The 17,612-nt window shown below is 43.2% G+C and carries 15 protein-coding genes; 11 read left to right on the forward strand and 4 right to left on the reverse strand.

Going from position 1 to position 17,612, the window contains the following annotated elements; genetic code table 11:
- Positions 1 to 240 precede the first annotated feature (240 nt).
- The 4 genes from GLO7428_RS12195 to glnA all read right to left on the reverse strand — a co-directional run bounded on the left by GLO7428_RS12195 (position 241) and on the right by glnA (position 4,557).
- A complete protein-coding gene (locus GLO7428_RS12195) occupies positions 241 to 1,017 on the reverse strand; it encodes a lipoate--protein ligase family protein (protein ID WP_015188854.1) in 777 nt (258 codons plus the stop codon).
- Positions 977 to 1,474, reverse strand: coding sequence for a YbjN domain-containing protein (locus tag GLO7428_RS12200; RefSeq protein ID WP_015188855.1), 498 nt, complete (start codon positions 1,472 to 1,474; stop codon positions 977 to 979). The genes GLO7428_RS12195 and GLO7428_RS12200 overlap by 41 nt, the downstream gene beginning before the upstream one ends.
- A 228-nt stretch (positions 1,475 to 1,702) precedes the next feature.
- Positions 1,703 to 2,758 carry a class I SAM-dependent methyltransferase gene (locus GLO7428_RS12205; protein ID WP_015188856.1) on the reverse strand — a complete coding sequence of 352 codons (1,056 nt, stop codon included), beginning with the start codon at positions 2,756 to 2,758 and terminating at the stop codon, positions 1,703 to 1,705.
- A gap of 374 nt (positions 2,759 to 3,132) precedes the next feature.
- Complete coding sequence (glnA, locus tag GLO7428_RS12210; RefSeq protein WP_015188857.1) at positions 3,133 to 4,557, reverse strand: type I glutamate--ammonia ligase; 1,425 nt, start codon at positions 4,555 to 4,557, stop codon at positions 3,133 to 3,135.
- 422 nt (positions 4,558 to 4,979) lie between these two features.
- Here glnA and apcB point away from each other — a divergent pair, with 422 nt between their 5' ends.
- The 11 genes from apcB to GLO7428_RS12265 all read left to right on the forward strand — a co-directional run bounded on the left by apcB (position 4,980) and on the right by GLO7428_RS12265 (position 17,474).
- Entirely contained in the window at positions 4,980 to 5,489 is a 510-nt protein-coding gene (apcB, locus tag GLO7428_RS12215; protein ID WP_015188858.1) for an allophycocyanin subunit beta, read from the forward strand.
- 251 nt (positions 5,490 to 5,740) lie between these two features.
- A complete protein-coding gene (locus tag GLO7428_RS12220) occupies positions 5,741 to 6,997 on the forward strand; it encodes a GTP cyclohydrolase II (RefSeq protein ID WP_015188859.1) in 1,257 nt (418 codons plus the stop codon).
- 22 nt (positions 6,998 to 7,019) lie between these two features.
- Complete coding sequence (locus tag GLO7428_RS12225; protein ID WP_015188860.1) at positions 7,020 to 8,231, forward strand: URC4/urg3 family protein; 1,212 nt, start codon at positions 7,020 to 7,022, stop codon at positions 8,229 to 8,231.
- A gap of 54 nt (positions 8,232 to 8,285) precedes the next feature.
- The gene (gene upp / locus GLO7428_RS12230) at positions 8,286 to 8,921 is read left to right on the forward strand and encodes a uracil phosphoribosyltransferase (RefSeq protein WP_015188861.1); all 636 of its coding nucleotides are present in this window, start codon (positions 8,286 to 8,288) and stop codon (positions 8,919 to 8,921) included.
- 371 nt (positions 8,922 to 9,292) lie between these two features.
- The gene (locus GLO7428_RS12235) at positions 9,293 to 9,784 is read left to right on the forward strand and encodes an ureidoglycolate lyase (RefSeq protein ID WP_015188862.1); all 492 of its coding nucleotides are present in this window, start codon (positions 9,293 to 9,295) and stop codon (positions 9,782 to 9,784) included.
- Positions 9,785 to 9,905: 121 nt separating this feature from the next.
- Positions 9,906 to 11,195 (forward strand): cytosine permease, encoded by a 1,290-nt coding sequence (codB, locus tag GLO7428_RS12240; protein ID WP_015188863.1) that lies wholly within the window; start codon positions 9,906 to 9,908, stop codon positions 11,193 to 11,195.
- Between the two features lie 191 nt (positions 11,196 to 11,386).
- Complete coding sequence (locus tag GLO7428_RS12245; protein ID WP_015188864.1) at positions 11,387 to 13,588, forward strand: polysaccharide biosynthesis tyrosine autokinase; 2,202 nt, start codon at positions 11,387 to 11,389, stop codon at positions 13,586 to 13,588.
- Positions 13,589 to 13,739: 151 nt separating this feature from the next.
- Entirely contained in the window at positions 13,740 to 14,573 is an 834-nt protein-coding gene (locus GLO7428_RS12250; RefSeq protein ID WP_015188865.1) for a glycosyltransferase family 2 protein, read from the forward strand.
- A 28-nt stretch (positions 14,574 to 14,601) separates the two neighbouring features.
- Complete coding sequence (locus GLO7428_RS12255) at positions 14,602 to 15,549, forward strand: glycosyltransferase family 2 protein (protein ID WP_015188866.1); 948 nt, start codon at positions 14,602 to 14,604, stop codon at positions 15,547 to 15,549.
- Complete coding sequence (locus GLO7428_RS12260; protein WP_015188867.1) at positions 15,546 to 16,454, forward strand: glycosyltransferase; 909 nt, start codon at positions 15,546 to 15,548, stop codon at positions 16,452 to 16,454. The genes GLO7428_RS12255 and GLO7428_RS12260 overlap by 4 nt, the downstream gene beginning before the upstream one ends.
- A gap of 105 nt (positions 16,455 to 16,559) precedes the next feature.
- Positions 16,560 to 17,474, forward strand: coding sequence for a sulfotransferase domain-containing protein (locus GLO7428_RS12265; RefSeq protein ID WP_015188868.1), 915 nt, complete (start codon positions 16,560 to 16,562; stop codon positions 17,472 to 17,474).
- Positions 17,475 to 17,612: the final 138 nt, after the last annotated feature.

Below are 17,612 nucleotides of genomic sequence, written 5' to 3' on the forward strand. Positions count from 1 at the left end.
TTAGAACAATTCATGAACTTTTGTAGCTAAACACCAACTCTATGTTTAACGCACTTATTCACGATTTGAATGTAGGCGCGATCGCTTTTACCACTTTTTTTACAAAATCTACACTTAGCAGTAGCTATTTGTACTCAAGTGGCTGCGCGGTAACGGGTAATGGGGAATGGGAAAGCATTTAGCTACACAGACGCTAACCAAAGAGCGCTCATTGTTACCAATTACCAATTACCAACACCTTTAGACACTTAACTCACGCTTAATTGCAATCCATTCATCGGTGGAAAGTGGTTGAACGTCAAACTCAACATCAAAGCCATCTTGCGCTGCGGTACTCAAAGCCTCTACAATCTTGACAATCAAGCCATTATGTGCAGTTATTGGTAGTGCAATCGCTTTGGTATGAATACCAAAAACTTCAGTAAACAATGCCGCATCAGGTTCTAAACGAATCGAACCGTGTTGTAAAACAGCCCCTTGATAAAACAATTGGGCGCTACCAATCAACTTTGTACCATCGGCTAAAACCAAATCCGCACTAGTCGCCGTACCGAAACAGTTGGGATTGTGAATATAGCTGCGTCCCGCCGTACCATAGTGTAACTCGACGCCCAGCGATCGCCAGCCGCGAATCAAAAACTCACAAAGCTGTTGATAAACTTGCACGCGGCTACCAGTTAAACCTGAGGTAACTACCGCATAGGTGAGATCGCCTTGGTGCAAAACCGCACGTCCGCCGGTAGGACGACGCACTAAATCAACAGGCTGACCTTGATAAGTTAAATGCTGCCAAGCTTCTGGGTATTTATGCTGATGATACCCCAAAGAAATGGCAGTTGGCGACCATGTATAAAATCGTAAAGTAGACGGATGCAAACCCGCCGCGTGTTGTTCAACTAGCCAGCGGTCAATTGCCATTTGCACCCGCCCTGGGGCTGCAAAAAGCGGAATCAGCCGCCAAGTGTCTTTGGTGCGTTTATTGTCCAAATTCAGATTGTAAGGCTTCGTCGTTGTCATCAGCGATCGTAGCCACGATGGTTATCAATCGCGAAATCTCGCCTGGCGACACTCCAGCTAAGGTGCGTGTCGCGACAACAACGACTTGATCGTTAAAAATTCCAAAACACGCTTCAAAAGTTCCTGACCAGTTCATTTCCATGAGTTTACGCATGAGTTGCGGCTCATTTTTGGTAGGAAGTTGTAAAACAGTAGACCAAACCGTTAGAGTATCATCGTCACTTAGCCCAGTCAGTTGAACAAAAACTTCAACGCTACCATACTTAAACTTCCACAAATGACCTTCTTGAGTATGGCTGACCATCGCAGTGTCATCTTCTTCTAGACTAGCGATGACGGTTTGAATAACTGCTACAGGGTCGTCGCTGGTTGCTGAATCAAGCAACTCATCGATCATTTCGTTCGTAGATAACGATTGAGTAGCAACTGTTTCTGGATCAGCTTGATAACTTGTCATAGAAATTTAGATTTGTGCTGATGTGTGAAATGGACTTATACCAATTGATTTCAAGACTGCCATATTTGGACAGTAGAATCCTCACCCTTCAGTCTCAATCCAAAATGGTATAGACCCAATGTATCGTCTGTAGACACGCTCCTGAGTAAATAAGGGGGGCAAGGTAGTGCCTTGCCCGTAGCTAGAAATCTGAGTATTAAATTATACTTTACCCTCTTGATTTCCTCTTTAAGCAGGTTTGTGCGCTACAAAGACCTTGCTCATAAAATGAGTCTGAGTCGTGACATTTTGGAAACCTGCTTTTTCCAAGCGTTCAACCAAATCATCAGTCATATAGTGCTTGTAAAAAGGTTCGTGGAAAGTTTCATGAAAACTCTCCATGACAGGAATCATATCAGGAGAATCACTGACTTGAATTGAATCACAAATAACAAATACTCCTCCTGGTTGAGTTACGCGGAAGCATTGGTCAATCACTTTTTGACGCACTGGCCCTGGTAACTCGTGAAACAAAAATACACAAGTTGTTGCATGAAAATAATTATCGAGGTAAGGTAACTCCTCGGCATTAGCTTGCAACAGTTGTGGCAACTCGCCAGGATTTTGTGATAGCAGTTGATTGGCTTTACGTAAGTACGCTGGTGACAAATCTGTTCCAAATAGCGATGCTTCGGGTAAAGCTGCGCGAATTAACTTGAGTGTACGCCCAGTACCACACGCGACGTCTAAAATACGTACTTGGTGCGGCGGTACGTTTGCAAATGCTTGCAAGCCCTGCTTAAGTGGTGCAAGAATGCGCCGCCGCATTGGATCGGCTGTTCCACCAAAAAGAATTTCTACTTGTAAGTCATAAAGCTTGGCAGAGAAATCACTAAAATAGCCACCCGTTTGATGATGGAAGTTGCGGACGTAGTAATTTGGATAACCTTCGGTATTGATATCCGGTGAAAAGTCTTGATGCTGTTTTTGCTTTGCCCGTTGCCAAATTTGCGGTAAATCTAACCAAACGGCTGGGTAGTAAAGGAAAAACTCATCCCAAGGATTATCAAATAATAAACTTTCAGGATATACACCCTGTTCCGCGTCTTGCCAGTCAGTTTCGAGTAGCTGATTTAGCCTTTGTTGAATTTTTAATAAAACGTCCGGAGATATCGGTCGAGATTGGATTTCAGTAGGAGAAACCAGATTCATTAACCGAGTACTAAGTATTTTGTGCGCTAAACCAAAGTAGTTTTTGCCCTGCTGAAAAGTTTGGTAAGTCAGCTTGGTTAAAGTGTCAGGCATGAGAGTGGCGTAAATTATCTTGATGACGGCGATTTACTGTGAATAATTGTAACGAATTTATGAGGGGTCAGGGGTCTGAAGATCAGGAGTCAGGGAATTGCTGATACATTTTTTTGTGCGGATAAATCTAGGAATTTGTAATGAAACAGCGATCGCGCGTTTTTTTACTGTTGTCTAACCGCCGACCCTTTCATCATTAACAAAAAAGCCACCTTTAATAGGTGGCAACAACTTATAGCAGTGTCAGTATGACGAGGACATTCAAGCGGTTCAGAACTATTGATCCAATTACTGGCTAGACATTGCCTTGCTCTTGTTTTAATCCTAAACCGTAAATCTGCGCAGCATCCTCTGACCTCTGACCTCTAACCTGATTACACATCATAGTAGAGGGCAAACTCGTAAGGGTGAGGACGCAGCCGCATCGGGTTGATTTCTTTATCAATCTTGTACGTAATCCAGTTATTGATAAAGTCTTCTGTGAAGACTCCGGTCGCAGTCAAGAAGCTGTGATCGTCTTCGAGTGCTTGTAAAGCCTCGATTAAAGAACCAGGTGTTGAGGGAACTTTGGCTAACTCTTCGGGGCTGAGTTCGTAGATATCGACATCCAAAGGATCGCCAGGATCGATTTCGTTCTTGATACCGTCGATACCCGCGCATAACATCGCCGCAAACGCAAGATAGGGGTTGGCAGTAGCATCAGGACAACGAAACTCTAAACGCTTCGCTTTGGGGCTAGAAGCGATGGGAATCCGCACCGAAGCCGAACGGTTTCCTTGGGAGTATGCTAAGTTTACAGGTGCTTCAAAACCAGGAACGAGACGCTTGTAAGAGTTGGTGCTGGGGTTCGTGAAGGCTAACAACGCCGGAGCGTGCTTTAGAATACCACCGATGTAATGCAGCGCCATTTGGCTTAAGCCTGCGTAGCGATCGCCTGCGAATAAAGGCTGACCTTCTTTCCAAATTGATTGGTGCGTGTGCATACCCGAACCGTTATCGTTAAAGATCGGCTTAGGCATGAACGTGACTGTTTTACCGTATTTCTTCGCGACGTTCTTAATGACATATTTATACGTCATCAAGTCATCAGCGGCTTTGATTAACGGAGCAAACTTAAAGCCTAACTCGCACTGACCGCCTGTCGCCACCTCGTGGTGATGCTTTTCAATCACAACGCCACACTTTGCCATTGTCAGCAGCATTTCACTGCGCATATCTTGCAACGAGTCGGTGGGCGAAACAGGGAAGTAACCCTCTTTGTAACGTGGTTTATAACCTAAGTTACCGCCTGCTTCCTCGCGACCCGAATTCCAACGACCTTCGGCGGAATCGACGTAGTAGTAGCTTTTGTTTTCGGTTTGGTCGAAGCGGACATCATCAAAAATGAAAAATTCGGCTTCGGGACCAAAGAACGCGGTATCGCCAAGGTTTGCTGCTTGGAGGAAATCTAACGCTTTTTGTGCGATCGCTCGCGGACAGCGATCGTAAAGTTCCCCAGTACGTGGCTCTAAGATGGTACAAATCAGCGAGAGCGTTTTATCTGCCATGAACGGGTCAATCCAGGCAGTATTGGGGTCTGGTCGCATCGCCATGTCTGATTCATGAATTGACTTCCAGCCACGAATACTGGAACCATCAAACGCTACCCCTTCAACAAAGCTTTCTTCTTCGATCAGCGATTTATGCACGGTGAGATGTTGCCACGTACCTAAGGGATCGACAAATTTTAAATCGATCAGTTCAATATTTTCGTCTTGAATCATCTTCAAGACATCTTGCGGGGTTTTCTCTTCAGACATGGGTAACTCCTTAACTTTTTTATCCTGCTGCCGCCACTAGGTTCAGACTAAAACTGTGCCACTTTTGGATCATCCTAAGGATAGAGTTGGGGCAGTTTTGTAGTTTATTATACAAAAAACTGTTTTTACGGATTCTATTAGGATTCTTTGCGAAAGATTGTGAGATTGACTCGCTTTGCCCAACAATACGACTTGTAAAGTTGAATATCATCGAGTACAACGATCAAAGATGCAGCATGTAACGACATCATTATTCATAAAATCTCAAATCAGTAGTCAAATTGGCATAGAATCCATAAGTAGCCAGTAAATTGCCTGTATCGCTATTTCATAGTTCAGGCACCATAGTCATAAATACTAGGTACAAAAAAATCGAGTAAGAATATCAAACCACAAATAGGAAATATTTGGAGAGCAATTTCATGCGGGACGCGATTACAACTTTAATTGGAACTTATGATGTCGCAGGTCGGTACTTTGACCGCGATGCGATGGAACGGCTGAAATCTTATTTTGAAACAGGGACAGCACGAGTCCAAGCCGCCGCCGCAATCAATGGCAACGCCGCCGCAATTGTCAAACGCTCAGGTTCGCGGTTATTTGAAGAACTCCCTGAACTCATTCGTCCTGGTGGGAATGCTTACACCACACGGCGATACGCCGCTTGCTTGCGCGACATGGACTACTACCTACGCTATGCTACTTATGCGCTCGTCGCTGGCAGTATGGATGTATTAGATGAACGCGTGCTGCAAGGTTTGCGGGAAACTTACAATTCGTTGGGCGTGCCAATTGGTCCCACGATTCAAGGTATCCAAATTATGAAGGACATTGTTAAAGAGCAAGTTGCCGCAGCCGGAGTCAGCGATACCAGTTTTGTCGATGAGCCGTTTGATTATATGACAAGCGAGTTGGGCGAACAAGATATCTAGAGGGGCAAGGCAATGCCTTACCCAATGCCTTGCCCATTGGTTTCAATTCCCTCCTAAATATAAATTGAGCGATCGCGGTTTGACTAGTTTGGGTTAAAGTGCGATCGCTTTTGCTTATGAAGCAACTCTCAAACAAAACGGTATCAATACCAACTTGGCAACTCCTTGACAAAAGCCCTATGATGGTGAATTCAAACTCATCGCAGTTCCGCACCCAGTTTTAATACACTACCTTCATAGCTATTGCATTTATGCCAAACAAAAAGCACGTTCCTCGGCATATTGTTCTAACTTCGCATCCCAGTCAATTTGGTCCTAAACCGATTCCGATTTCTTGGGGCGCAGCAAACCCAGGCGCTCGCGGTCCGATCATCGCGACATTGACCAATCCAGCCCACCGTAATGTCATTGGTACGCATTCGGGTAGTTATGCTGTTTATCGTGCTTTAGCAGTCGCTAGAGGAGTGCTGCAATCTGATTATCGTGCGGATTTGACAAACACCTCTCCCGTTGAGCAAATTGGACCGCATCCAAGCTGGGCAGATCCTGAAAAAATTGTCTCACTCGATCCGTTCGGGGCAATGGTAGGAGAAGCATTCACGAGCTACTACGAGCAAGGATATGATATCCGCCCGACGATCGCGATTACCAAAGCTCATATTAATATGCCAGAGCTACAAGATGCGGTAGCCGCCGGACGATTACGCATCGATGGTGCAATTCTCAAACCACGCGGCGATTTAGTCGTTACAAAAGCCGCAATTGATCCGGTGTGGTATTTACCAGGAATTGCCAAGCGCTTTGGAATTACCGAAGCTGATTTACGCCGCGCCTTGTTTGAACAAACTGGCGGTATGTTTCCTGAGTTAGTCACGCGGTCTGATTTAGAAGTCTTTTTACCACCCATTGGCGGTATTACCGTGTACATTGTGGGAGATGTCGCGGCGATCGCCGATCCGCATAAACCTTTAGCGGTGCGAGTCCATGATGAATGTAACGGTTCTGATGTTTTTGGTTCGGATATTTGTACGTGTCGTCCTTATTTAGTTCATGGCATTGAAGTGTGCGTCCAAACTGCGCAAGAAGGTGGTGCGGGTGTGATTGTCTATTGCCGTAAAGAAGGACGCGCCTTAGGCGAGGTGACAAAATTTTTAGTTTACAACGCACGCAAACGCCAATCCGGAGGCGATCGCGCTGATGCTTACTTTGCACGTACTGAATGCGTCGCAGGTGTCCAAGATATGCGCTTTCAAGAATTGATGCCTGATGTTTTGCACTGGCTAGGAATTACGCGCATCGATCGCATGGTGTCAATGAGTAATTTGAAATACGACGCCGTTACGCAGTCTGGTATTGAAATTGTTGAGCGCGTACCGATTCCAGAGGAGTTGATTCCGCAAGATGCACGCGTAGAAATTGAGGCGAAAAAGGCAGCGGGATACTATACCAATGGAGAAGTCGCCGATACCGTAACTTTATCTGAGATTAAAGGGCGAAGCTTGGATTAATCGCGTGAAGGAATTGAAAATTGTGTCTTCTCAAAAGGAGATCGCGTATATACGTTCGGCGCAAGCAATTCGCGATCGCTGTGGCATTTTATTCGATTTGGCGTGTGAGGATCGCCTAGAACATTTTCGCTGCGATTTGACGCAGTTAAGACCCGTGGCAGATTATGTCATTGAGGTCATGCGTGAAGATTATCCCGATTTACAAATTCCCTTTCATAGTCGCTGGCGTCATTTTGAAGCAGGGAGATCGCGTTTAACCCAGCTAGATCGAGAGTTGGCAGAATTAACACCGCTTGCCAAAGCCCAAGCAAAGTTTGATTTAGCGATCGTGAGTGTATTGCTCGATGCGGGCGCAGGCGCAACATGGCAGTATCATGAACCTGGTACGAATTTAGTGTTTCGTCGCTCCGAAGGTCTTGCGGTTGCAAGTTTTCAAATGTTTTGTCAGGGAACTTTTTCGAGTCATTCTGACAAGCTGCAAGCGGATGCCTTGGGCTTGCAAAAACTCACAGAAGATATCCTTGCTGCTGGCTTTCAACTCAGTCACCAAAATCCGCTAGTAGGTTTACCTGGAAGGTTAAATCTGTTACGTCGATTAGGACAAACAATTGTTAGTCATCCGCAATTATTTGGCAATGATCATCCCCGTCCTGGGGGGCTAGTCAACTACTTATTAACGAAAGCGTCTCACGGGCAACTCGCGGCTGAAACGGTTTTCAGTGCAGTTTTAGAAGGATTAGGAGATATTTGGACAGGAAGATTAACAATTGATGGGATAAATCTAGGTGACGTTTGGTATCATTCAGCACTTAGTGACAACAAATTAGTACCTTTTCACAAACTTTCGCAGTGGCTTACTTATTCTCTACTCGAACCACTCCAAGAACTTGGTTTAGAAATTACTGGGTTAGATGCTTTGACTGGATTACCAGAGTATCGCAACGGTGGTTTATGTCTCGACCTCGGATTATTGCAGCCCAAACATCCAAATTTATTACAGCAAGCACATAAAGTCGATTCAGAAGTGATTGTTGAGTGGCGAGCTTTAACGGTGATTTTATTGGACTATATTGCTGCGACGATTCGCGAAAAATTGGGGATGGATGCTCAAGAATTACCACTAGTTAAAGTCCTCCAAGGTGGAACGTGGAGTGCAGGACGTAAAATTGCAGCACAGTTAAGAAGCGATGGTGTGCCACCGATTCAAATTGACAGCGATGGTACCGTATTTTAGCAACTGGTAATGCAAGAGAAGTTTCAAATTAATAAAACCTAATATAAACACTATATGCAAGCGGAAGTAACCGTTATCGACCATCCCTTAATTCAGCACAAGCTGACGCTAATGCGCAAAGCTGACACGAGTACAGCCAAATTTCGCACGCTGTTAAAGGAAATTAGCTTGCTGCTAGCCTACGAAGTGACGCGAGATCTACCGTTAAAAACGGAAACAATTAAAACGCCTTTAGCGACGATGGAAGCCCCAGTCCTCGCCCCAGATAAAAAGTTAGTTATTGTTTCCATCTTAAGAGCGGGACAGGGAATTTTAGATGGAATGTTGGAACTGATGCCTTCAGCTAGAGTCGGGCATATTGGTTTGTATCGCGACCCGAAAACACTGATTGCGGTTGAATACTATTTCAAAGTTCCTCACGACGTTGATAAGCGCGATATGTTAGTGGTCGATCCGATGCTGGCGACAGGAAACTCAGCAGCAGCGGCGGTGACGCGATTGAAGTTAACAAATCCTGTTTCTATGAAGTTTGTTTGTTTACTGGCTGCACCCGAAGGAATTGAACATTTTCACGAACAACACCCTGATGTTCCAATCTACACTGCGGCGATCGATCAGCAGTTGGATGAGCATGGGTACATTGTGCCAGGATTAGGCGATGCAGGCGATCGCTTATTCGGTACGCGCTAAGTCATTATGATAAAAAGAGGTCAGGGGTCAGGTTAAGCGAAACAACTCTTGCGACATTGGTTTCTAGCCGGAAGATGAATCGCTGGTGAACTTGAAAACATTTAGGAGTTACGCACTTGCCCCCTAAATCCCCCATGAGTGGGGGACTTCAACTCAGATTCCCCCCGCCCCCTCTCACTCTCCCCCAATGCATGGGGGAGAAGATAAGGATGAAACTTTTGTGTTTGGGGCTAGGGGGGCGGAATAGATTCAACTGCGTAAGTCCTGACATTGTTTTCCCTAAAAAAGCCAGAAAGTTAAAACCCCGAAGCAAAGCATCAAAAGAATCTCTCTGACCTCTGACCTCCGACTCCCAAAACCCCTCTTAAATTATGGCTTTAGCTAAATCGCTTCACCAACTCACCGCGCAGTTGATTACACCAGAAAGCTTTCAGCCTTATGGTCAAGTTATCGCTGCTAGCACTGACGGTAAGGCTTATGACCACACCGATGCACAGTTGGTATTAAATAACGGCATTCCTCGCTTCTACATTATGCGCTTGCACCGACGCGGGCGCAAATTCCACACGATTACCCGTCACCTCCAATGTACTCAGTGTTTAGGTTCGCTTGCAGGTAAAGAATGGTTGTTGGCTGTCGCACCCCCAAATTCTGCGCCACAGCCGGAACTTGACAAAATTGCCGCGTTTCGCATTCCTGGCGATCGCTTTATTAAGTTAGAAGTCGGTACTTGGCACGCGGGACCCTATTTTGAACACGAGTTTGTCGATTTTTATAATTTAGAACTGAGTGACACCAACATCAACGACCACGACACTTATAATTTTCGGCAGCAAGCGAATCTAGAATGGGAAATAGTGTAGTAGAGATAACGAGGCTTATGTTTTGATTTAACTCGACACTCCTGAAATCTGGTCAACTACAATACGGTTCTGAGATGCCACTCGGAGTCAAGATAGCTGCAACAATAGTTGATGATTTTTCATGAGTAGCACGTCGGAACAAAACTTAGCACCGCGATCGCCCGTAAGTGAAGACTATCCGCTTAGTGCTGTCCCGCCAGAAGCGCGTAAGTCACTTTGGTCGGTGGCTCCTTTATTAATAGGCTTTACGTTATATTCTGGGACTTTGTTCGCTGGAGGAAGAGTAGGTCCTGCTTACCGCTTTACTGATTTAGTCGGTCTAATTTTGGCAGGTAATCTGCTTTTAGGTATTTATGCGGCACTACTAAGTTATATCGCAGCGCGTAGTGGTTTAAGTACAGTACTGATGGCACGATTTAGTTTCGGTAGCGTCGGCTCGCGTTGGGTTGACTTTCTGCTGGGCTTTACGCAAATTGGTTGGTATGCCTGGGGTTCGGCTTTAATGGCAGACGTGCTCAATCAATTAGCTGGAGTTCCAAGTTCGTTTAATTGGTTGATGATTCTTTTCTTTACGTATTTTTTCTGCTCAACCGCTTATATCGGCTATCGTGCGATGGATTGGCTCAGTCGCATTGCGGTTCCGGCGATGCTGATTTTAATCATTTGGAGCTTAACAATTGCCACACGCGATGTTGGTGGTTTTGCTGGTTTACAAGCGATCGTTCCGCAACAGCAACTGGGACTCGGTGAAGCAATTACAATTATCGTTGGGACTTTTGTTTCTGGTGGAACTCAAGCAACAAATTGGAGTCGTTTTGCTAAGGATGGACGTACGGCATTTTGGAGTACCTTGGCGGCTTTTTTTCTAGCAAATGGCTTATTAATTTTTAGCGGTGCGTTCTGTGCCTTAGTCTATGGAAATGAAGACATTGTACAAGTAATGGCACAGCAAGGATTGCTCTTTTGGGGATTGATATTGTTGTTTTTGAATATGTGGACGACGCAAGATAATACTATCTATGCTTTTTCGGTAGCGGGTGCGCATATGTTCCGCACAAATAAACGTACTGCCTTTGTTCTAGGTGGTGCTACCGTTGCGTTAGTACTAGCTTGGGGCGGAATTTATAACTTGCTCGTTCCTTACTTGATTTTGCTTGGGACATTTATTCCTCCAATTGGCGGTGTTGTCATGGCAGATTATTGGTTGCTGCACCAAGGACAATTTCCGACATTAAATCAAAGACAGCCAGCGTTTAACTGGGCAGGAATTATTGCTTATATTATCGCCTCGGCGATCGCTTGGGCTGCACCTGGAATTAAGCCGATTAATGGCATTGTTGCAGCAGCGATTCTCTACTTTATTTTGAGTAAATTGATGAGCGATACAAGAAAAACGAACGCGATAAATTAACTATAATAATCATTTAATGTTTCCTGTGTTTTTCCGCCCAATGGTACAATTACCTACGTATATCTACGGGAAAAATTGCCAGAGTAACAGTGTATAGCTAATCACAGTTGAACGTGGACATTTTTTTAGAGCTACGATAGGCTGATTGGCAAAACACACCTGTCCGCCCTTTACACATGGATGAGTCAGCTATGGAATCTAACGAAACTATCGACATAGACCCCAAAAGAGTTTGGTTGATTTTAAAACGGCGCTGGTTGCCTGCGGCAGGTGTATTTGGCGTTGTTGTAGCTGCGGCAACCGCATTTGCGTCGATGCAAAGACCTGTTTATGAAGCGCAGGGAAAGCTTTTATTTAGAAAAGCAGATAGAACAACTGCGATTTCCGGTTTAAAAGATATCAACGTTGGTGAGCTAGAAGCACTAGCAACAAAAGCTAATCCGCTCAATACAGAAATAGAAATTATTCGTTCCGTACCTTTTCTTGAAAAAACAATTACAGCGCTTAATTTAAGAAACGATGGCGGTTCGTTAATTAAACCACAAGCACTCGCAGGTAAGATGAGTGCAAAAAATATTCCATTAACAGATGTATTGCAGATATCCTACCAAAGCGAAGATCCTGAAGAAGCGGCAGCGGTTGTCAATAAAGTGATGAATTTGTACATCGAAAACAACATCATCACAAATCGCGCTGAAGCGTCGGCGGCGGGAGAATTTATCGCAAAGCAATTGCCGCAGATGGAAACAACCGTGCGTCAAGCCGAACTCGCACTACGGCAGTTTAAAGAACAAAATCAAGTTGTTGCTTTAGATGAAGAAGCTAAAACCGCAGTAGCCGCGATTAAGCAACTCGAAAATCAAATCACCGAAACGCAAGCGCAACTAGCAGATACAACAACCAGAAGCGCAACGCTGCAACAACAAGTGGGAATGAATCCCCAAGAAGGCATTACGCTGACGGCGCTTAACCAATCACCAGGAATACAGAAAGTTTTAGCAGAGTATCAACAAGTAGAAGCGGAATTAGCTGTACAGCAAACTCGCTTTGTTGGCGATCATCCTACTCTATTGAGTTTGACTGAACGCAGAGATGCTTTAAGAGCTTTACTAGAAGAACGCGTCCAAGGTGCGATCGGGAATGCCGCAGCCACAGAAGTTTCACCAGGCAACTTGCAAATGGGTGAAATTCGCCAAGAACTGACGCAAAACTACGTTAACTCAGAAATCCAACGATTAGGTTTAACTAGTCGCCTCAATTCGCTTAACAATACATACAATGCCTACCGCCAAAGAGTCAATGTTCTGCCTCGGTTAGAGCAAACACAAAGAGAATTAGAACGACGCCTAGAAGCTGCTCAATCTACCTACGAAACTTTGTTGAGGAGATTGCAAGAAGTTCGGGTAGCCGAAAACCAAAATATGGGTAATGCCCGCATCATTGAATTTGCAACAGTACCAGAGAATGCATCTGTCCGCAAAAAAGCAATGATTCTCGCGTTGGGCAATATACTGGCGCTGATTCTCGCCATTCTCACCATATGTATTTTAGAACTAAGCGATCGCTCGGTGAAAACGCTGCGCGAAGCCCGCGAAAGACTCGATTACACGCTGCTGGGGACAATTCCTTACTTTGGCAAACGCTACGCGAATCGGCGCAATCAAGAATGGTCGATTCCTGAGTTACCAGTCATTAATTTACCGCGATCGCCCATCAGTGAAGCTTATCGGATGCTACAAGCCAATCTAAAATTCCTTAGTTCGGATAAGCCGCTGAAAGTGATTGTTGTGACAAGTGCGGTTCCCAAAGAAGGTAAATCAACCGTATCGGCAAACCTAGCAGCCGCAATGGCGCAGCTTGGGCGTAAAGTCTTACTCGTTGATGCGGATATGCGTCACCCATTGCAACACCACATTTGGGAACTCACAAACGCTGCTGGCTTGAGTGATGTGATTGTTTCGCAAGCTGAGTTTGAGTCAGTTGTAACAGAAGTCATTCCCAAGCTTGATGTCTTGAGTGCAGGTGTGATTCCGCCCAACCCGATGGCGCTTCTCGACTCCAAACGGATGGCTTCGTTGGTGCAATACTTCAGCGATCGCTACGACTTTGTGATTATTGATGCACCGCCTCTAGTTCTCGCCGCCGATGCGGTGACACTTGGTAAAATGACCGATGGCGTTTTATTAGTAGCACGCCCAGGCGTTTTAGACTCTTCCAGTGCAGCTGCGGCTAAAGAATCCTTAGAACGTTCGGGACAAAATGTTCTTGGTTTAGTTGTTAATGGTGTTATCCCAGAAAATGAATCAGACAGTTACTTCTACTATGCTAAGGAGTACGCCAACGAAAAGAATTTCCCAATCGAAGAAAGTCCAACCATAACAACTCCACGATAGTACTTGTTAAAGCCATAGCACTTAAATTTTGTGCGTGGCTTTAATAATTTTTTAACTATTGATAACCTGATTGTGATATAAGTGTTGTGCAGTATCAGTAGTATCACCCACAAAAGCATAAAGTACGAAAGGAAAACAACAAAAAATACTCATGATCAGCGTAATTACGCCAGTCTATAATGGCGCAAAATATATTGAGAATTGCCTCAAAGTTGTTATTGAGCAAAATTGCTCAAATCTAGAGCATATTATTATTGATGGTGGTTCAACTGATGCGACGGTAGATATTATCAAAAAATACGCTCAAGAGTATTCGCACATTCGTTGGCTGTCGGAAAAAGATCGCGGACAATCGGATGCGATGAATAAAGGAATTCGCATGGCGACAGGAAATATCATCGCGATTTTGAACGTTGATGATTTTTATGAACCTAATGTTTTAAATCGCGTATCTGCCATCTTTGAAAATTTACCTGAACCAAGCTTGCTGGTCGGCAATTGTAACATTCTAGACGATGATGACAATCTAAAGCGGGTCAATAAACCAAAAAGACTCAAAATTACCGATCTCTTAGTTGGCTACAATATCAATCCATTTCCTTTCAATCCGTCAGCATACTTTTACCACAAACAACTGCATGAAAAAGTGGGATTGTACGAGGTTGATGAACATTATGCTATGGATGTAGATTTTCTGCTGAAAGCTGTACAAGCAGCGAATGTTCAGTATGTCAACGAAACTTGGGGGAATTATCGCCAGATCGCCGGAACAAAAACTGTAAATGATATTAACAGCGGTCAAAACGCGATCCGTCTTGAGCAACTCATGCAAAAATATCAGCAACAGCTTCCAGTGTACAAGCAATGGCTAATAGCTGTGAAACGCGAGTACTACAAAGCTGAAAAGCGACTAGAATATTTCTCAAAAAATCCCAACGAAATTTTACCGCGAATTGGCAAAAGATTAGGAATCCGACCATCTTAAATACCTTAGTTGGACAGCTAGATATCCCATGAATGCTGACAACCAGCTTCCGCTAGTAAGTATCATCATTAACAACTATAACTATAGTTGTTACTTAAAAGAAGCCATCGACAGCGCGCTTCATCAAACCTATCCTCATGTAGAAGTTATCGTTGTCGATGATGGTTCAACAGACGAATCGCCAACCGTTATTCAGCAATACGGCGATCGCATTATTCCAATATTAAAAAAAAATGGAGGGCAGGCATCAGCTTTCAACGCTGGGTTTGCAGCATCACAAGGAGATATCATTTTTTTCTTAGATTCAGATGATGTCTTCTCGGTAAATAAGGTGCAAGAAATTTGCAATTTCCTCCGCAAAAAAATGGTAGAAAACCCTTACGTGATGGTCTACCACTTATTAGAATGCGTTGACACGAAAGGAGTTTCTTTAGGACACAAAGTACCTAGTTCGCTTTATAACGTACCTGCAAATTTATATAGCTACACTTGTCAATACAGATTTTTTCCTTATGCAGCTTCTCCTACAAGTGGAATTGCCATGAGTAGAATGCTAGCCCAGAAAATATTTCCAATTCCTGAACAAGGCGTACTCACTTCTGCTGATGAATTTGTTGTTAGACCAGCTTTACTTATAGGAGAAGTTTATGGAGTTGATCAAGTATTAGCTAAGTATCGACTTCATGATGCGAATAATTGGTATGGAAAACCAAAAGTCAAGAATAAAGAGTTTATTGCTATAATTGAGTCTTTTTTAAATTCAAAGCTGAAAGAAAATAATAAGAAGCCCGTTGTTTCTTATTTTGACTCTATGGATGCGAGGAATTATTATTTACTCAACGGTTCAAGGAAAGACTTATTAATGTTACTCCGCAAAATTCCCAGTTGGGGAATTAATAAAAAAACAATCAAGTTTGGTTTGAAGACAATTTTACTAGCTATCAATTTAAGCTTCAAGAAAGGCGCAAGAACATGAACGAAGCGAATTTTCAACCTTTAGTTAGTGTAATGATTAATAATTACAACTATGGTCGCTTTTTGTCTGAAGCCATAGATAGTGTTTTAAATCAAACTTATCCCAATATTGAAATTATTGTAGTAGATGACGGCTCAACCGATAATTCACCCGAAGTCATTGCACAATATCAAGATAAAGTTATTCCTATTCTCAAAGAAAATGGTGGACAAGCATCAGCTTTTAACGCAGGGTTTAAAGCCACTCATGGTGAAATTATATGTATGCTGGATGCTGATGATGTATTTGTTCCAGAGAAAGTTACAAAAATCGTAGGCATCTTTAATCAATATCCAGATATTGGCTGGTGCTTTCATCGCTTGCGATTTGTAGACGCCAAGACTGGTGATTATATTAAGCTCAGTCGTGAGAGTGGTACGCGTAAATGTGACTTTAGATCTCAACTCAAAAACAATGGAAGGCTGCGATTTTATGCTCCAGCAACTTCAGGATTGTGTTTTGGGCGATCGCTTCTACAGCAAATCTTACCAATGCCCGAAGTTATTAGAATTACAAGTGACAACTATCTGAAAATTGTCGCAGCAGCTTTAAGTGAAGGCTATTTTCTGGACGAGCAGCTAGCTTTTTTACGAATCCATGGTAATAATAACTACACTGAAAGACCAAATAATCAACCCTTGGTAGCCAAAATTGCTATATTAACAGCAAGTAACTTGCGTAACAACTGGCCATTTTTAGCAAAGTACGCGAACGAGCTATTTTCTTATGGTCGTGGTATTGCGCAGAAAAGCTCAGACAGTGTAAAAGAACTTACACCAATGATCGACAGTTATCTGTCGCATACTTCACTTTGGGAAAAGTTAGAAATTAGTCTGAGAAGCCTCTACTTTCGCTTAAAACCCTGATACTTAATGCATTCTTATATATACACTTTTTATATAAATTTATAAAAGCGATCGCATTCATTAAGCCATTTTGGTTAGAGTTTACATTTTGAGAAGGTAATAGCTATGAATATGCCGAATTTTTTAATCATCGGTGCAGCTAAGGCAGGTACAACCGCACTCTACAGTTATATTAATCAGCACCCTCAAGTTTTTATGAGTTCTGAAAAAGAACCACATTTTTTTGCTTTTGATGAGGGTGAAAAGGTTAATTTTACAGGTACCGCAGGCGAACAAGAATGGTTGAACCGTAACGCTATTACAGACATTAATCTTTATCAGCAGCAATTTCGCGGTGCTGATAAAGCGATCGCCATTGGCGAAGCCTCTGCTTTGTACCTATATATTCCCAAAGCAGCTGAGCGAATTTACCACTATATACCAAAAGCAAAGCTCATTGCTATTTTACGTAACCCTGTTGAACGAGCATATTCGGGATTCATCTTTCAAAAGCGAGATGGACTCGAACCAAACACAGATTTTGCCCAAGCCCTCAAACAAGAAGAATGGCGCATGAAAAATAACTGGGTGCCAATCTACTATTATCAAGATATGGGTTTTTACTATCAACAACTTCAGCGCTATTTCAACCTATTTCCTCAAGAACAAATTAAGATTTATCTTTATGATGATTTTATTTCAAACCCTTCGCAATTAGTGCAAGATGCTTTTCGATTTCTCGGGGTTGATGATACATTTAGACCCAACACTTCCGCTAGACATAATGTTTCAGGAATTCCTAAAAGTAAAGCTTTGCATAGCTTTCTTAGAGCAGAAAATCATCCGATTAAAACTATCTTAAAACCTCTCATACCTAAAACACTACGTCGCAATGTTATGCGCAATTTGCATAACAAGAATTTAGAAAAAGCACCTCCACTTGCACAAGATATCCGCAAACAACTCATTGAAGTATACAGAGAAGATATTTTAAAATTACAAGAACTTCTGCAAAAAGACTTGACAAAGTGGTTAGAATGAGCAAAAAGAATAAAGGCAATTAAATTAACTGAATTCGTAATTCTGTGTGTATATCAAATAACTTTATTTGCGCTGCTACATAATTGGGCCATCAATTTTGTAACAGCAGCTTTCTAACTTATTAACAAATCTTCTTTC

It is taken from the genome of Gloeocapsa sp. PCC 7428 (assembly GCF_000317555.1).
In the GTDB taxonomy this organism is placed as follows: domain Bacteria; phylum Cyanobacteriota; class Cyanobacteriia; order Cyanobacteriales; family Chroococcidiopsidaceae; genus Chroogloeocystis.